The organism is Paenarthrobacter sp. JL.01a (assembly GCF_025452095.1).
GTDB lineage: Bacteria > Actinomycetota > Actinomycetes > Actinomycetales > Micrococcaceae > Arthrobacter.
In genome coordinates this window covers 1,111,439-1,128,953 of the sequence record NZ_CP104877.1, presented here as the reverse complement: position 1 = coordinate 1,128,953, position 17,515 = coordinate 1,111,439, and the positions used below count along the sequence as shown (strand labels likewise).

Below are 17,515 nucleotides of genomic sequence, written 5' to 3'. Positions count from 1 at the left end.
GTCAGAATCCGATCGTCAAGAGGACGCCGCGCTGCGGCTCGATGGTCATTGTTTCGGCGGGCCCATGGCTCGCTGCGGATTGGAAGCCACGGATCGCCGGGGCCTCGATGGGCAGGGACGCGAGGTGGGCCGATCCGGCGTCGAAATTCAAGCTCACGTGCACAGTCTCCTCGGCCCAGGAAGCCAACGCCACCACTGCCTTGTCCCCGGAAATCCACGTGGTGGCCAGGACATCGGGATGGTTGCTCCTCACCGGCGCCTGGGGATCCCAGAAGCCATGCATCTGCGCTTGCTCGAGCCCATGCTGTGCCCAGAACTCCCACAAGGCACGGTTGTCCACGGCCGGTGCCCTGCCCGTCATGCCGAACACCATGCCGCGCCAGGGATTGCCGCCGCCTTCGAGCATCTCGCCCATGAGGCCGAACGGGATCCCGGACAGTTCCACCAGCCAATAGTCCGGGCCTGTGCCGTGGTAGTCGAAGTACTCCCCCAGCCACAGCCGGTCCACATAGGGCAACTGCTCCATGTACAGGTTTGCCGAAGAAGCGTACCCGTCGTGGGCCGTGAATTGGTTGGCGGAATGGAGGTCTATTTCCGGCCCCTCGGCCCCCCGGTCCAGGCAGGCTCTCTCCAGGACTTTGCGGACCCGCAGCATGGCATGGCGGTCATAGGCAATGTCATCCAGGTAGATGCCGTCAATGCCGTCCTCCCCCTTGGCAAGTTCAGCCAGGCTGCGCACGTAGAAGTTCTCCCAGCGGGACTCGCCCGTGGTGACCACGGCGATGTCGTCCACATTGGGGGCGAACCACGCCGAGACGTAGCCGCTGCCTGCGTGCTCCTGCAGCCACATGTGGCCCTTGCCTGGCCCGTCGCTGAAAATCTCATGGTCCAGCTGCAGCAATGGAAGCAGTTCGGGGCTGTGGAAGGTGAGTTCACGCACTGTGTTGTAGACCTTGGCTTTGAGCCCGTGCTCGTGGCATTTAGCGATGTACGCCCGGAGCGTGTCCCCCGTCAACAGGGGGTCGTTGATGTACGGAGCGGGGGCCGTGGCGTGGTGGATGTTCACCACAGTGGCTCCGGCTGCTTTGATGTGCGAAGGCTCGGCAGGCTCATGGAAATAGCGCTTGGACAGGTGCTTGCCGGGTTCGATCACCTTGAACGGCGTCAGCAGGAGCCTGAAATCGAAATGGAGCGGCTGGGCGGGCTGCAGGGTCCGGGCGCCACTGTAGGCGCGCACCGTCACCTTACTCTCGCCGGTCCGCAGGCCCACACCACCACGAACCACTCCTTCCCCTGCCTGGCGGTTGGCCCACGACACCGGCTCCACCAGTGGTTTCTCCTTGTAGAAGTTGGTGTTGAGCGGGCGTTCGTAGTGCTCGTCCCGCAGTGCCAGCTGGACTCCGGCGTTCACCCCGCCCAGCCATAGTGCGTCCTGATTCCTGTCCGCAACGTCCCAGGTCCAGTCGATGCTTTCGGGTCGCCGGCCACCGGCGATGCCCAGGCCCATGGCGAACGGCACTGTTGCCTCATGAAACCCAAGCTGCAGGCCGACGTCGTGCACTTCCACAGGCGCGTCCGACGTCAGTTGCAGCGAGAACTGCACCGCGCCGTCGGCGTCGAGGACGCCTGTCAGTTCCAGGCGTGATGCAGACTGGCTGCCGTGGTGGCCTGTCCACCGGCACCGCCAACTGACCCTTGCCGGCCCCTCCACGGTGAAAGTAAGCGGCGAATAGTCCCAGTGGAGGTCCCCCACGTCGAACCTCATAGGGATGTCAAAAAGCTCGACGCCGGGACCATCCGTTGCGGTGTTCGTTCCCGTGAAGGTGGACGTCACCTGAGCCGGAAGGCCTGAGCCGGACAACTGCAGGGTCCTGCCGAGGATTCCCAAAGTCCTGTTCGGCTCATCCAACGTGATGGCCGTGAAGGGTGCCACGAGCTCCGCGTCCTGGGCCACGCTGGAATCCAGCCACGCCAGCCGCCGCAAGAAGCGCGGATCCCCGAAGCCCCCCGCGAGGATTTCCGGGCCGCTGTCCGGTGCCACGTCCAGGGAGACCTTGACCAGCTGCTGGTGCTCCTGGGTGGAGGCGCTTGCTGCGGTGACTGCTACCGTCGCTGAGAGCGTGGTTCCCGCGGCGTCTGCAGGTACCGGAAGAACGACATACAGTGCCTGCACTGTATGTGCCGCGACCGCCAACACGCTCCTTCTGGACCACGGCCGGCCATGGCGGTCCACGCCGTCGGTAGTGATGCAGTGCCCTTCCATGCCCGACACCTCCACTCTGATGTCATCGATGTCTTCCTGCGCATAGAGACCGAGTTGGACGACGTAGTCCTCCCCCGCCTGCGCGGACCCGTGGAAGTTGGACGACGGGCCGTTGATCACCCAGTGGGCCGGAAGCTCCGAACGCATGGAAATCGGGTTCAGACGGTCTTCTTGAAACAGCAGGAAGGGCTCCCCGGCATGGTCCAGGTGCAGCTGCTCCAATTCCCCGGCACGGGCGGTGAAGTTCATGGGCGCGAAGGAGTCGCGGCGGCTCGCGGCCTCGTATCGAAGGACCGTGGCCCGGGGCAGTTCAGCAGTCCCAGTCTGCGCCCACACCGAAGGTCCGACGGCGGCCGCCCAGGCCGGGTCTGCGGCCGGACGTCGCGGGAGGTACTGCGCCTGGGGATAGTGGGGCTTGCCCAGCATGGCGTAAGGCAGGTAGTAGACGAAGTAGATGCCGGGGCCGTCCACGGCTTCGAACACCAGTGTCCCGGACTCCCTGCCGGCCTCTTCGACCACCACGTTGCGAACCCGTGATCCGGTGGCCTCCGAGACAACGATGATCTCGACGGACGCGGGATCGGCGTCCTGCCGTCGCCACGGCAGGACCACGCGGTGGGCGGCAGTCCTGTGGAGGGTCCTGGTGGGATGAACCTGGACCACGAACCGGTGGTTCCCATAAAGGAATTTATCCCAAGTTGCCACAGCGCATTCCAGCTCCGGATGGCCCCCAGCAATGACGTTGGTTCGAGAGGTGGTTGGCGGGGAAACGAGGGCCGGTGAAACCGGCGAGGGCAGCGGCATCGCTGGGACTCCTGAAGGTTGCAGTGGGGCGTTCCACCGAGTTGGTGAATCCTTCAATCATTGGCCCAGGTGTGCCCCCTGTAAAGAGTCATTACGATGCGCACTCACTGCCATTTTCGGCTCCCAGCCTGGACAACCGGGACACTGTCAGCTCTCTTGGCCGGCGCGGTTCACGGCATTCAGCTTCGCCTTGGCTTCGCGCACAATCTCCCGGTCGGTGACGGTGTAGGCCGTGGGATCGCTGCCGTCCTGGGTGCCCAGGGAAATCGTTCCTTGGCTGAGCGTGGAGATCGTCTTTTTGGCCGACAAGTGGACCGCGGACAACCCGGCGGCATGCATGGCCGGGATGTCCGCCAAGGACAGTCCCCCACCAGCCATGATCTCCAGATCCCCTCCAGCACGTTCCACCATGCCGGCAAGCGTTGCTAGGCCCGCACCTGCCGTTGGTGCATGACCGGAGGTGAGGACCCGCGTGAAGCCCAGTTCCAGGAGTCGATCCAGCGCAGCCAGAGGGTCCCGGGATTGGTCGATCGCACGGTGGAAGGTCACTTCCGCGTCGGGGTTTGATTCACGGGCAGTCTCCAGCAGCCTACGAACCGTACGAACGTCCACATCGCCCGATGGCGTCAATGCTCCAACCACCACACCGTGGGCGCCCTGGGACAGCAAGTGCCGGATTTCGTGGACCATGGTGTCGACATCCGATGCCGAGTACAGGAAGTCACCGGGCCTGCACCGGACCAGCGGATAAATCTCCAACCGCCCGTCCGCGTGCTCCAAGCCCGCTTCGAGCAGTCCCTGGCTTGGCGTGACGCCGCCGAGTTCCAGGCTGCTGCAGAGCTCCACCCGGTCCGCACCTTCCGAGGCCGCGACGCCGACTCCGGCAGCACTGACCACAGCAATTTCGAGTTTCATGCTGAAACTCTACGTGGAGGGACCGTCAGGCCTGATACCTTTCCAGCTTTTCCTTTTGCCCTGGCGTGAGCCTCAGGACGCGTCCTGAGGCCTCGGCGACGAACGCCAGGTGGGTTGTGGCCTTGACGCAGTCTTCCCGGGTCACTGGATCCTTGATGACGTAGTGGAGGTCGAAACTGGCACCCTTGATGGCACCCACCCAGATCTCCACGACCGCGGGGATGTTGCGGTATTCCAGAGTCCGCACATAGCGGACCTTGTGCTCCACCACGAGGGTCATGGTGCCCTCCTCAACATCGTTGAAGAGGGCAGCCGGAGGCTCCACACCGGGAAGCCCCGCGCCGCGCGGCGGTCCGAATGCGGCGATGCGGGCCTCCTCAAGCATTCGGACAATCTGGACGTTGTTGATATGTCCGTAAGCGTCCATGTCACCCCAGCGCATGGGCACGAGGACCTCAATGCGCCGGGGTTCCACCGACTCGTTCAGTAATTCCGTACTCAGCTGTGCACCGCCGTCGAGTCATCCACCGCAGACTCTTCCTCCCCAGCGAACTGGGACATGTACAAGCGGTAGTAAGCGCCTTCCAGGGCGAGCAGCTGGGTGTGGTTGCCCTGCTCCACGATCTGGCCGTTCTCCATCACAAGGATGGTATCGGCATCGCGGATGGTGGAAAGACGGTGGGCAATCACGAAGCTGGTGCGATCAGTACGGAGCGCAGCCATGGCTTTCTGCAGCAGGAGCTCCGTACGTGTATCCACCGAGCTTGTGGCCTCGTCCAGGATCAGCAAGGAGGGATCGGACACGAACGCCCGGGCGATGGTGATGAGCTGCTTCTCACCGGCGCTGACGTTGTTGCCTTCTTCATCGATGATCGTCTGGTAGCCGTCCGGAATGGCACGCACGAAGCGGTCCACATACGTAGCCTTCGCCGCTTCCATGATCTGTTCTTCGGTGGCGTCCAGCTTGCCGTACTTGATGTTGTCGTAGATGGTGCCGCCGAACAGCCACGCATCCTGCAACACCATGCCCACCTTGGACCGAAGCTCGGAACGGGTAAGGTCCTTGATGTCCACACCGTCGAGCGTGATCCGGCCGGAATTGAGCTCGTAGAAGCGCATCACGAGGTTCACCAGGGTGGTCTTGCCGGCACCGGTCGGGCCAACGATGGCCACGGTGTGGCCGGGTTCGGCGCTGAACGACAAGTCCTCGATCAGTGGCTTGTCCTCCACGTAGCTGAACGAGACATGCTCAAACTCCACATGGCCGTCGGTCTTGGCCGGAAGATGCCGAGTACCGGTTTCCTCGACCTCTTCCTCGGCGTCCAGGAACTCGAACACACGCTCTGCCGAGGCAACACCGGACTGCAGCATGTTGGCCATGCCGGCAATCTGGCCCAGGGGCTGGGTGAATTCGCGGGAGTACTGGATGAAGGCCGTGGCATCGCCCAGGCTCATGGAGCCGGAGGCAACGCGAAGACCACCGACGACGGCGATTCCCACGTAGGACAGGTAGGAAACGAAGTTCATGGCCGGGAAGATGATGCCGGAAACAAACTGCGCGCCGAAGGAGGCCTTGTAGAGTTCCTCGTTCTTCTCATCGAATCGCGTCAGCATGTCGGCATCGCGGCCGAAGACCTTGACGAGGTCGTGTCCGGAGAAGGATTCCTCGATCTGCCCGTTGAGGGCTCCCGTGTTCTTCCACTGTGCCGTGAACAACTTTTGGCTGCGCGCACCGATGACGCCGGCAAGGACACCGGACAGTGGCAGCGCGATCAATGCGATCAGGGCGAGCTCCCACGACACGATAAACATCATGACGGTGATGCCCAGGACCGTGAGGACGGAACTGACCAGTTGCGCGAATGCCTGCTGGAGGCCCTGCTGGACGTTGTCGACATCGTTGGTCACACGGGACAGGATGTCGCCGCGCTGGCGGGTGTCGAAGTAGTTCAGTGGGAGCCGGTTGAGTTTGGCCTGCACGTCATTGCGGAGCTTCTTGATGACCCGCATGACGATCTTGTTGAGCAACCAACCCTGTGCCCACAGGAAAATGTTGGCCACGAAGTACATGAGGAGCACTACGGAAATCAGGAACGTCAGCTTGGAGAAGTTGATCCCGTTGGTGAGTTCCATCCGGGACACCATGTCGGCGAAGTTTCCCTGGCCTTGCTGGCGCATGAGCTCGACAAACTGCTCCTGGGAAACACCCGGTGGAAGCTGCTTGCCCATGACCCCACCGAAGATGACGTCCATGGCGCTGCCCAAAACCTTGGGGGCGATCACGTTGAGGACCACCGAAACGATCACGAGCCCGATCACGATGAACACGCCAACCCGTTCAGGCTTCAACAGGCCCATGAGCCGTTTGGCAGAAGGCCAGAATTCCTTGGCTTTCTTGGCCGGAACGTCCCCGAACATACCGCCATCGGCTTCGGAGGGAACGTACTCTTCCTCAACGAAGTCGTCGTCATCCAACGCTTCGGTGGCGACCTCTGCCGCAGCGGTTGCCTTGGCGTCCTTGGCGGCTTGGGCCTTGGCAGCCCAGCCACGCTTCTTTTGCTGGTCCTGCCCGCTCATGCCACTTCCTCCACGCTCAGCTGGGATTCGACGATTTCCTGGTACGTGGGTGAGGTTTCCAATAGTTCGTCATGCGTTCCCCTGTCGACAATGCGACCGTTGTCCAGAACCAGGATTTCGTCGGCGTCGGCAATGGTGGAGACGCGCTGGGCCACGATGATGACCGTGGCGTCCTTGGTCTTGGCCTTCAGGGCCTTTCGGAGCCTGGCGTCGGTGGCGACATCCAGTGCTGAGAACGAGTCATCAAACAGGTAGACGTTAGGCTTGGTCACCAGGGCCCTGGCGATGGACAGTCTCTGGCGTTGTCCGCCGGAGACGTTGGTACCGCCCTGGGCGATCCTCCGGTTCAGGCCGGAGGACTTCTCTTCCACAAAGCCCTTCGCCTGGGCTGTTTCGAGCGCGTCCCAGAGTTCCTCGTCCGTGGCATCGGGCTTGCCGAAGCGCAGGTTGTGCTCAATGGTCCCGGAGAACAGGTACGGCTTCTGCGGCACGGCAGAGACACGGCTGGTGATTTCCGAGGCATCCATTTCGGTGACCGGTACGCCGTCGAGCAGTACGTCACCGGAAGCGACATCGTAGAGCCGCGGAAGCAGCGAGACCAAGGTGGTCTTTCCGGCACCGGTGGAACCGATGATGGCGAGGGTCTTCCCCGGCTCGGCAGTAAAGGAGATGTTGCTCAACACAGGCGCCTCGGCACCCGGGTACTTGAAGGTGACATCGCGGAACTCCACGTGTCCCTTCTTTTGTGCCGGCACCACCGGAGATGAGGGGTTGTGGATGGAGGGTTCGACGTCCAGGACCTCGCCGATGCGGTCCGCGCACACAGAGGCACGGGGAATCATCATGGCCATGAACGTTCCCATCATCACTGCCATGAGGATCTGGAGGAGATACTGCAGGAAGGCCGTCAGGGAGCCGACCTGCATATCGCCCGAATCGACACGCTGGCCGCCAAACCAGAGCACCGCCGCGGTGGACAGGTGCAGGATCATGCCGATGGCGGGGAACATCAGGACGAACAGATTGCCGATCTTCACCGATACGGCTGTGAGGTCCTGGTTGGCGTCGCCGAAACGCTTCGCCTCATGCGGTTCACGAACGAAGGCGCGAACCACCCGGATGCCGATGATCTGCTCGCGGAGTACGCCGTTGATGGCGTCGATCTTGGCTTGCATGGAACGGAACAAGGGCATCAGCCTGACCACAAGGTAGCCCACCACGGCCACGAGCAATGGAACAGAAACCCAGACGAGCCAGGAAAGGCTGAGGTCCTCACGAAGTGCCATGATGATGCCGCCAACACACATGATGGGTGTGGAAACCATGAAGTTCAGGCCCATGAGCACCAGCATCTGAACTTGCTGGACATCGTTGGTGCCGCGGGTGATCAGCGTGGGGGCGCCAAAGCGGTTGACGTCCTGGGCCGAAAAGCTGCTGACCTGGCGGAACACGCTGCGGCGCAGGTCGCGGCCGATGGCCATGGCGACGCGGGCGCCGAAGTAGACGGCGATGATGGCGGCGAGCACCTGTCCAAAGGCAACTCCGAGCATGAGCACACCGGTTTGCCAGATGAAATCGGTGTCGCCGCGGGAAACTCCCTCATCAATGATTTTGGCGTTGAGGCTGGGGAGGTAGAGCGTGGCGATGGTGGACGCCAGCTGAAAAATCAGCACGGCCACAATCTGCGGCAAATACGGCTTTGAGTAGCGCCGTATCAGGGTGACAAGCATGCCCACGGGTCCTTAGAAAGAGTGCGTTAACGTGACGTAAGAAAGTTTTGCAGCAGGGGCTGACAGTATTAGCCTCCCCACTCTACGAAATCCTTTGCCACCGTGAAACAACTTCGGGAAAAGATCATCCCAGCGGATTAGTTGCCGTGTCGCGGCTGCTCCCCCGGGGGTAAAACACCGCCTGGACACGGGAGGGCGCCGGCTGGATTCCCAGCCGGCGCCCTCCCTGACAGGCCTGCAGGGCTTTAGCCTGCGTGCTTGCCGTGTTCCTGGCGGGCTTCCGCCCCCTGCAGGAGAAGCAACGCCATCCGTTCCTGTTGCCTGCGTTCGCGCTTGAGTTCCTTGCGGAGGGCAGCCAGCTCCTCCGCCGTAGCGGCCTGTTGCTGCGCGATGCTCTGCTGCTCGCGCAACCGGGCCTGCAGTTCCACGTTGGCCCGGCTGAGCTGCAACTGCTGTTCGGCCAGGACGTACTGGGTACGGGAGAGTTGCTCCTGCACTTCCTTCACGTCGGCCGTGGCGTTCGGCCTTTCCTGGGTCAGGATCCGGGCAAACTCAAGGTCCAGATCCGATCCCGTGTCCTCCTGGCGCACGGTACGGTCCGCGCCGGAAAGGGGACGTCCGGCACCGGGGCGGCTTGCGCCGTCGTCGTTCTTCACGGAGTCACCGGAAACGGCGTCCAGAGAACTGGTATCCAGGGACATTCCGGCCTCACCGGAGGCCGTCGCCACGAGTTCCTTCTCCGGAGCTGCGTCAACGGTGCGGCGCAACGGGCGTTCCTTGATGAACAGCACTGCCAGCAGGGCGACGACGCTGATGATGGCCGAGATCAGGAAGATCTGGGCAGTGGCGTCACCATAGGCCGCACGCATGATGTCGGCGATGGGTGCGGGCATGTCCGCCAGGTCCATGCTCGCGCCGGAGCCGCCGCCCTGGACAGGAATGCCGGCCGCAGCCAGTCCTTCGACGGCCAGGTCCTTCACATGGTTGGACATGACGGCACCAAGAACCGAGACGCCGATTGCGCCACCCACGGAGCGGAAGAACGCCACAGAAGCACTGGCGGTTCCGATGTCCTTGGCCTGTACGGTGTTCTGCACGGCCAGCACCAGGTTCTGCATCAACATACCCAGGCCCAGGCCGAATACGCCGGTGTAGATCGCCACGATCCACAGTTCAGTGGTGTGGTCCATGGTCCCGGCGAATGCAAGGCCGCCAATCAGGAGAACCGAACCTGCGATCAGGAACCTCTTCCACTTGCCGAAGCGGCTGATCAGGACACCCGAGGCCACGGAACCCACGAGGTTGCCGGCGATCATGGGGAGGGTCAGCAGGCCGGCCTCGGTCGGCGTGGCGCCACGGGCCACCTGGAAGTACTGGCCCAGGAAGGTGGACGAGCCGAACATCGCGATGCCGACAGCGACCGAAGCGATGATGGCCAACGCGGTGGTGCGCTCGGAGATGATCTTGAGCGGAATGATCGGCTGGGCAACCTTGGTCTCCACGAACACCAGGAGGGCCAGGAGGGCTACGCCGCCACCGACCATGAGGGCGGACTGCCAGGACACCCAGTCGTAGTATTCCGGGTTGCCGGCGAACGAGACCCAGATCAGGAGCAGGCTCACGCCCGAGGTCAGCAGGATGGATCCGAGCCAGTCGATCTTGGCCGGACGCTTGATGTGCTGGATCTTCAAGGTGATCTGGAGCAGGATCAGTGCGATCACTGCAAGGGGCACGCAGACGAAGAACGTCCACCGCCAGCCGAGTGGGCTGTCCACGATGAAGCCACCCAGCAACGGTCCACCCGCGGTGCCGACTGCCATGACGGCACCCATGTAGCCGGAGTACTTGCCGCGGTCGCGCGGCGGGATCATGGAACCGATGATTGCCTGGGCCAGGGCCGTGAGGCCACCCATGGCGATGCCCTGGATCACGCGTGCGGTCAGCAGCAGGGGGATGGTCTCGGACAGGCCGGCCATGACCGACCCGGCCACGAAGATGATGATGCTCAGCTGGACCAGGAGCTTCTTGTCGAAGAGGTCAGCGAGCTTGCCCCAGATGGGGGTGGTGGCAGCGTTCGCCAAAAGCGCGGCCGTAATGACCCAGGCGAAGTCGGTCTGCGTGCCCTTGAGTTCGGACATGATGGTGGGCAGCGCGTTGGCAACGATCGTGCTGCTCAGGATTGCCGTGAAGAAGGCCGCGAGGAGGCCGGTCAGGGCTTCCATGATCTGACGGTGGGTCATGGGCGCGGCCGCCTTCGCTGCGGCGTCCACCGCCTGTCCTGGAACTGCGCTGTGTGTTGCTGGTTTAGCCATTCCGGGCTCCTAAGCTGTTTTGGTCTGTTGTGGGGGAGCCGGCCGCCGTTGCCCGGATGGAGTCCTTCAAGGACTCGGTGAGTTTGTTGATGACCTGGGAGGCCTCGAGGGCGTCAGCCTCGCTCCAATCCGCCAGGTAATCGCGCAGTCTCACGCTGCGTTGTTCTTCGAATTCGTGCAGTTTCGCTGCGCCCCGTTCCGTCAGGGCCAGCAGTTGCGCCCTGCCGTCGGCCGGGTCCGGCCGCCTGGCAACGAAGCCGAGCTCCTCGAGCTCGGCGATGTGGCGGCTGAGGACCGGCGCACTCACCCCGAGCCGTGCGGCCAGGTGGGTGGCGCGGGTCTCCCCCTCGCCGATGAAACGCATGACACCCTGCACCGCCATTCCGACGTCGGGAACGCGGGCCATGTGGGCGGTCACCACGCAGCGCAGAGTCCGCTGGAGGTCGAAAATCTGATGCACAAGATCGGTTGCTGTGGCAGAACCGACAGACATGTAAAACACCCCTTTTGTTTGCCTAAAGCAACTATACCCCAGATTGATTGCTTTGGGAAACTAAAAGAGTGCAGGCGAGGATCACTGCTCCTGCCGCGTCAACTCCCGGGCAGCGGCGATAACCTCTTCCACGCGACGCGGGCGACTGACGCCCGGAGGGACCACCGCCACGAGTTCGTTCACAGGCAGGGCGTCCTCGATGGGAACCAGCGCAACCCGGGCACCGGCGTACAAGGACTCAATCCCCGGCCACACATTCGTCACTGAATATGCCCGCCCGCTCGCCACAATTCCCCGGATGGTTTGAGCCACGACGCTTCGCCAGCGCACCTTTGGTTCGATGCCCGCCGAATGGAACATGGCAATGACGCGCTCCGCGCTGGGCGGGACGTCGAACAGAACCACATCTTCGTGCGCGAGGTCAGCAAAACGCAGGGCCTCCCTCCGCGCAAACGGATGGTCCTCGGCAAGCATGAACTGCGGTCGGGATGCTGCCACCTTGAGGATTTCGACGCCGGGAATCGCCTGGAGTGAATAGATGAAGGCGACGTCCAGCTCGCCTTCGGCCACAGCACGTTGCAGCTCTTCCGCATTCCCCTCCACGAAGTCGACCTCAACCTCCGGCCACTTCGCTGCGAAGACCCGGATGAGTTCGGGAATCAATCGTGGAGAAATCGCGATCATGCAGCCGATCACCACCCGGCCACGCATGTCCTGATGGGATCCTTGGAGGGCGCCTTGGAGATCAGCCGCCTCACGAAGGATGCGCCGGGCCCGCACTCCGAGTTCCACCCCTGCCGGCGTTGGTTCCACGCGTTTGGCGCGCGTGCGGATCAGCAGGTCGAGGCCCAGGTTCTTCTCCAGCTGCGCGATGGCCATGGACGCAGCGGCCTGGGAAATGTTGCTCTCGCTCGCGGCCTTGGTGAGGGAGCCGTGGTCCAGGACCGCCACGAAGTACTCCAGCTGCCGAAGCGTAAACTCACCCATCAGTTCTCCTTATGAACTTCTTTGAATTGATTGATTATACAAGTGACGTGTTCCAGACCACACTGGAGAAAAGCCCCTCAACCAAGGAGAACCATGACGCCGTCGTCATCGCTGAAGCCGCACATCATCACCCTCGGAACCGCTGGTGGTCCGCGCTGGTGGGCGGCGGCCGACTCCGGCGAGCGCACCGGCATTGCCACGGCCGTGGTGGTGGGAGAAGCGTTCTACCTCGTCGACTTCGGCCAGGGAGCAGGGCGCAGGCTCAGCCAGTCCGGCCTGGAACTCAAGGACCTGCGGGCCCTTTTCATCACCCACTTGCACTCGGACCACGTGTACGACCTCGCCGGATTGGGCATCTTCGGCCTCTATGCACTGACCCACCGCACGGAGAATCCCGTGAAGATCATTGGACCGGGCAACCGCGGTGAGCTTCCCGCAGTGTCGCCACGCGCCGTCGTCGCTCCCCAACCGCTGGCGCCGGAGAATCCGACACCGGGCACCCGCCAAATGTTCGAACAACTCATGAAGGCCCACGCCACCGACCTCAACGACCGCATCCTGGACAGCCTCCGCCCGAGCCCCTTGGACATCTTCCATGCCGAAGACATCGAAGTTCCCGCCGAAAGCGGATACCACCCCAACAACAACCCGACGCCGAATATGGAACCGTTCGAGGTGTACCGGGACGAACTGGTCACTGTCACGGCAATCCTGGTGGAGCATCCGCCCGTAGCTCCCGCGTTCGCCTTCCGCTTCGACACCGCAGAGGGCTCCGTTACGATTTCCGGCGACACCGCCTACACGCAAAACATGATCACCCTGGCCCAGGACACGGATCTGCTGCTCCATGAGGCCATCGACTTCGCTTGGGTGGAATCCCTGTACGCGGACAAGACCGACGAATCCAGCCGGGCTTCCCGCGATCACCACTACAAGTCGCACACCAGCGTCCGCGACGCCGCCAAGCTCGCCGAAGTTGCCGGCGTCGGGCAACTGGCCCTGCACCACTTGGTTCCCGGTTCAGCGTCCGCGTCCGTCTGGCACGAAGCCGGCGAGCACTTCTCCGGGACGTTCACCATCCCCAACGACCTCGACACCATTCCGTTCGCCCGTCAGCGCTGACGAGCCAGAACCCCTACCTGAGGAAGAACATGAGTTCAGCACCCACAGCTCCGGACACCGGCGCTGCCACCACTGCGGAAACGTCCCTGAACACCAAGGACATGCGCCGCATCCTCGCCTCCAGCTTCATAGGCAGCGCCATTGAGTACTACGACTTTGTCCTCTACGCCACGGCGGCAAGCCTGGTGTTCAACAAGGTCTTCTTCGCCAACCTCGGCCCCGGCTTCGACTTGTTCGCGTCCTTTGTCACGCTCGCCGTGGGATACATCGCCCGGCCCGTGGGCGGCTTGATTTTCGGCCACTTCGGCGACCGCCTGGGCCGCAAGCAAATGCTGGTTCTCTCCATGCTGATCATGGGCCTTGGCACCACGGCCATCGGCCTGCTCCCGACCACAGCCCAGATCGGCATGGCAGCTCCCCTGGCACTGGTGATCCTCCGCCTGGTGCAGGGCGTGGCTGTTGGTGGTGAGTGGGGTGGTGCTGCTCTCATGGCCATCGAGCACGCCCCGAAGAAACACCGTGGGTTCGCGGCTGCCTTCGCGAACGCCGGCGGCCCGGCCGGCGCTATCCTCGGGACGCTCGCGCTGTCCTTGTTCGCCGCGATCTCCGGCAAGGACTTCCTGGTGTGGGGTTGGCGTGTGCCCTTCCTGCTCAGCGCGCTGCTCATTGTGGTGGGCATGGTCATCCGTTTGAAGGTCGCTGAAACGCCTGCCTTCCAGCGGCTGGAAGCGGCTGGTGAAAAACGCCGGGTGCCGTTGCTCGATGTCCTGAAGAACAACCCCCGCGCTGTGGTCCTGGGGCTGCTGGCCACCACGTCGTTCTATGTCTGCCAGTCGATGACCACCGTCTGGGGCGTTTCCGTGGCAGTCGAGAGCGGCGCGGACAAGAACGGTGTGCTCAACATCAAAGCCGTCGCGGCGCTGTTGACGCTGGTGATCTGCTTCTACTCGGCCCGCCTCAGCGACCGGATCGGCCGCCGTCGTGTCCTCATCGGAGCCTCCGTCCTTGGCGCCGTGCTGGTCTACCCCATCCTGATGCTGATGAGCAACGGGGAGCTGTGGGGCTTCGCGGCAGCCATCATCCTGGGCAACGGCCTGGTGCAGGGCTTCCTCTATGGCCCGATTGCCGCCTACGTCGCCGAGCAGTTCCCCACCCGTAACCGCTACACGGGCGCATCGCTGGCCTATCAAGGGGCTTCGATGATCGGCGCAGGCTTCACGCCCATGATCGTGGCCGGGCTCAGCCTGGCAGCCGGTGGTGGCATCTGGCTGATTGCCCTCTTCTGGATCGCCGCGATGCTGGCGTCGGCCGTCGCAGTCAAGGCAACCCCGGAAGGCACCAAGCGCGACCTCGACTAAACGCAGGATGCCCCCCGCACAAAACACTGTGCGGGGGCTTCCTTGTGTCCTAGTTGCCCAGGTGCGTGGGGCCGAACATCTTCAGCAGGGTTTCAACCACGACGACGTTGGGTCCGTCAGCTTCGAAGGACGCCTTGAGCGCGACCCCCACGTTCTCCGGGGACACCCGGCGGGCCGGTACGCCGAAGGACTCGGCCAGTTTGACGAAGTCAGGGCGGGCGAGTTCGGTGGCCGTGGCCTGGCCGAAGGCACCAACCATGTATTCGCGCAGGATGCCGTAGCCGCCGTCGTCCACGATCAGCCAGGTGACCGGAACGTTGTGCTGCTTGGCCGTGGCGAGCTCCGAGATGGAGTACATGGAGGAACCGTCACCGGAAACAGCCAGCACACGGCTCGGCTTCCCGGTTGTTTCCAGGCCTACGGCACCGCCGATCGCGGCCGGGAAACCGTAGCCCAGGCCGCCTGCGCCCTGGGCGGAGTGGAACTGGCCCTCGCGGGCGTCCCAGCAGCTCCAACCCCAGTACGCGGAGATGGTCATGTCCCAGAACGTCTGCATGTCAGCCGGTACAGCCTCACGGATGTCCGACATGAACTTCAGTTCCTTGGCCAGGTCCTGCGATTCCAGGCGTGCCTTGACCTTGGCCAGCGATTCCTTGACGACTTCCTCCGGGCTGCTGCCGTGCCAGTCGCGTTGGGTGGCGGTGGCAGCGCCGGCGGCACTGAGGGCTTCATCCAGCGCAGCCAAGGCCTGCCCGGCATCGGCACGGATGCCCAGGCCGGGTCGGTTGGACTCCAGGACCCGGGGTTCGGCGTCGATCTGGATGATCCGGCCTCGGGGCTCGAACGTGAAGTAGTTCGAGGTCACTTCACCCAAGGACGAGCCGATCACGATCAGCACGTCCGCGTCCTCCAGGACGTCGGTCATGTACCGGTCCTCGATCCAGGACTGCAAGGACAGCTCGTGGTTCCACGGGAACGCACCGTTGCCGCCGGGCGTGCAGATCACCGGGGCGCGCAGCTGCTCGGCGATGGAGAGCAGCGACTTCTCGGCCCGGCCACGGCGTGTACCGCCACCGGCGATGATCGCGGGACGTTCCGCCGTCGAGAGCCACTTCACCGCTTCACGGACCAGTTCAACCCGGGGCGGGTTGTCGAAAGCCTCAGCCAGGGCGTCTTCGACCGGCGGGACCATGATCGGATCCAGCAGCACATTCTGCGGGATTTCGATCCAGACCGGACCCTGCGGCGAGGAAATCGCCTCGGTCCAGGCGTCCTGGATGGCCGAGGGGATACCTGAAGCGTGCTGGATCAGGCGCTGGCTCTTGGTGACGTTCGCCGCCGAGGCCTTCTGGTCATCGAGCTGGTGCAGCATGCCTTTGCGGCGTGCGCCCAGGCCGTCCAGCGGGATCTGGCTGGCCACAACCACCATCGGAACACCCGTGGCGTAGGCCTCCTGGAGACCAGCCAGGGACGTCAGCGCGCCGGGACCGGTGGAGAGGAACAGCACTCCGACCTCGCCCGTGGCACGGGAGTACCCGTCAGCGGCGAACGCCGAGTTGTTCTCCACACGGGAGGACACGAAGTGCAGGTTCCCGCGGCCCATGGCGTCAAACAAGCCAAGAGCGTGCTGGCCCGGGATACCGAAAACCGTCTTCGCACCGAGCGCTTCAAGGGTCTCGACGACGAGGTCCCCGCCGTTGCGCTGGTTGGTGCCCTTGGTGGGCGCTGCTGTACCCGGGTCGAAGTCGATCATCGCCGGGTAGCTTTCGCGAGTTCTTCCATGCGAGCGCCCAGGGCCTGCTGCGCATAGCCGTTCGGCGCGCCGTGGCGGTCACCCTCAACGGCGTTGTCTGCCATGAGGGTCACCAGCTCGTAGGCCACGTGGCTGCCTGCGACGCCGGTGATTTCAGCGTGGTCATAGGCCGGGGCGACCTCCACGACGTCGGCGCCAACGAGGTTCATGCCGCGGAAGCCACGGATGATTTCGAGGAGCTCACGGCTGGAAATGCCGCCGGCTTCGGGTGTACCGGTGCCGGGTGCGTGCGCCGGGTCAAGGACGTCGATGTCCACCGAGATGTACAGCGGGCGGTTGCCGATGCGGTCGCGGATCTTGGCCACCGTCTCAAGGACGCCCTGGTAGTAGACGTCGGCGGAAGTGACGATGCCGAAGCCGAAGCGGTGGTCGTCGTCGAGGTCCTTCTTGCCGTACAGCGGACCGCGGGTTCCGACGTGGCTGATGGCCTCGGTGTCCAGGATGCCTTCCTCGACAGCACGGCGGAACGGAGTGCCGTGGGTGTATTCGGCACCGAAGTAGGTGTCCCAGGTGTCCAGGTGCGCGTCGAAGTGCAGCATGGCGATGGGCTCGCCGGCGCGCTCTGCGGCTGCGCGGAGCAGCGGGAGGGCGATGGTGTGGTCACCACCAAGGGTCACGAGCTTGCTGCCGTTGGCGGTCAGGTCCAGCGCGTTCTGCTGGATGGTCTCGATGGCCTCGTTGATGTTGAACGGGTTCACGGCCATGTCGCCGGCGTCGGCAACCTGGATGTTCTCGAACGGGCTGACGTCCCAGGCCGGGTTGTACGGACGGAGCAGGCGGCTCGCTTCACGCACGTGGTTGGCGCCGAAGCGGGCACCGGGGCGGTAGGAAACACCGGAGTCGAAAGGCACGCCGACGACGGTGACGTCGGCCTTTGATACCTGGTCCAGACGGGGAAGCCGGGCGTAGGTGGCGGCGCCGGCGTAGCGCGGAATGCGGGATGAATCGATGGGGCCGAGGTTGCCGTTGGCCTCAATACGGAGCTCTTCCAAAGTTGCGCCACTCCTTAGGTTGGTGGGTTTGAAACGGGGACTGTGACACCCATCATACACTCAAAGTTGCCTAATATGCATCACTTGTTTACATCTCACCGAGGGGGTGAGACGCCGCTCACAGCGGGCGTAAAGATTCCATAAAAACC

General features: G+C 63.5%; 12 protein-coding genes. 2 read left to right on the top strand and 10 right to left on the bottom strand.

Annotation, left to right across the window (positions count from 1 at the left end; translation table 11 throughout):
• Window position 1 precedes the first annotated feature (1 nt).
• From N5P29_RS05495 to N5P29_RS05460, 8 genes are all read right to left on the bottom strand, one after another.
• Window positions 2–2,968, bottom strand: a complete 2,967-nt coding sequence (locus tag N5P29_RS05495; protein ID WP_262277636.1) for a glycoside hydrolase domain-containing protein — start codon at window positions 2,966–2,968, stop codon at window positions 2–4.
• 246 nt (window positions 2,969–3,214) lie between these two features.
• Window positions 3,215–3,982 carry a copper homeostasis protein CutC gene (locus N5P29_RS05490; protein WP_262277635.1) on the bottom strand — a complete coding sequence of 256 codons (768 nt, stop codon included), beginning with the start codon at window positions 3,980–3,982 and terminating at the stop codon, window positions 3,215–3,217.
• A gap of 25 nt (window positions 3,983–4,007) precedes the next feature.
• Entirely contained in the window at window positions 4,008–4,424 is a 417-nt protein-coding gene (locus N5P29_RS05485; protein WP_262278510.1) for an acyl-CoA thioesterase, read from the bottom strand.
• Between the two features lie 56 nt (window positions 4,425–4,480).
• Complete coding sequence (locus N5P29_RS05480) at window positions 4,481–6,559, bottom strand: ABC transporter ATP-binding protein (RefSeq protein ID WP_315973377.1); 2,079 nt, start codon at window positions 6,557–6,559, stop codon at window positions 4,481–4,483.
• On the bottom strand, window positions 6,556–8,289 hold the full coding sequence (locus N5P29_RS05475; protein ID WP_262277634.1) for an ABC transporter ATP-binding protein: 1,734 nt from the start codon (window positions 8,287–8,289) through the stop codon (window positions 6,556–6,558). The genes N5P29_RS05480 and N5P29_RS05475 overlap by 4 nt, the downstream gene beginning before the upstream one ends.
• A gap of 245 nt (window positions 8,290–8,534) precedes the next feature.
• The gene (locus tag N5P29_RS05470) at window positions 8,535–10,529 is read right to left on the bottom strand and encodes an MDR family MFS transporter (RefSeq protein WP_410007912.1); all 1,995 of its coding nucleotides are present in this window, start codon (window positions 10,527–10,529) and stop codon (window positions 8,535–8,537) included.
• A 64-nt stretch (window positions 10,530–10,593) separates the two neighbouring features.
• Entirely contained in the window at window positions 10,594–11,094 is a 501-nt protein-coding gene (locus N5P29_RS05465) for a MarR family winged helix-turn-helix transcriptional regulator (protein WP_262277632.1), read from the bottom strand.
• A gap of 81 nt (window positions 11,095–11,175) precedes the next feature.
• Window positions 11,176–12,081: a LysR family transcriptional regulator gene (locus N5P29_RS05460; RefSeq protein WP_262277631.1), complete on the bottom strand. Its 906-nt coding sequence runs from the start codon at window positions 12,079–12,081 to the stop codon at window positions 11,176–11,178.
• Window positions 12,082–12,174: 93 nt separating this feature from the next.
• On the opposite strand from N5P29_RS05460, the gene N5P29_RS05455 reads away from it, so the two are divergent.
• A complete protein-coding gene (locus N5P29_RS05455) occupies window positions 12,175–13,203 on the top strand; it encodes an MBL fold metallo-hydrolase (RefSeq protein WP_262277630.1) in 1,029 nt (342 codons plus the stop codon).
• A 29-nt stretch (window positions 13,204–13,232) separates the two neighbouring features.
• Window positions 13,233–14,561, top strand: a complete 1,329-nt coding sequence (locus N5P29_RS05450; protein ID WP_262277629.1) for an MFS transporter — start codon at window positions 13,233–13,235, stop codon at window positions 14,559–14,561.
• Between the two features lie 49 nt (window positions 14,562–14,610).
• On the opposite strand, the gene N5P29_RS05445 is transcribed toward N5P29_RS05450, so the two are convergent.
• The gene (locus N5P29_RS05445) at window positions 14,611–16,314 is read right to left on the bottom strand and encodes a thiamine pyrophosphate-binding protein (protein WP_262277628.1); all 1,704 of its coding nucleotides are present in this window, start codon (window positions 16,312–16,314) and stop codon (window positions 14,611–14,613) included.
• Window positions 16,311–17,366, bottom strand: a complete 1,056-nt coding sequence (speB, locus tag N5P29_RS05440; protein ID WP_262277627.1) for an agmatinase — start codon at window positions 17,364–17,366, stop codon at window positions 16,311–16,313. The genes N5P29_RS05445 and speB overlap by 4 nt, the downstream gene beginning before the upstream one ends.
• Window positions 17,367–17,515 lie beyond the last annotated feature (149 nt).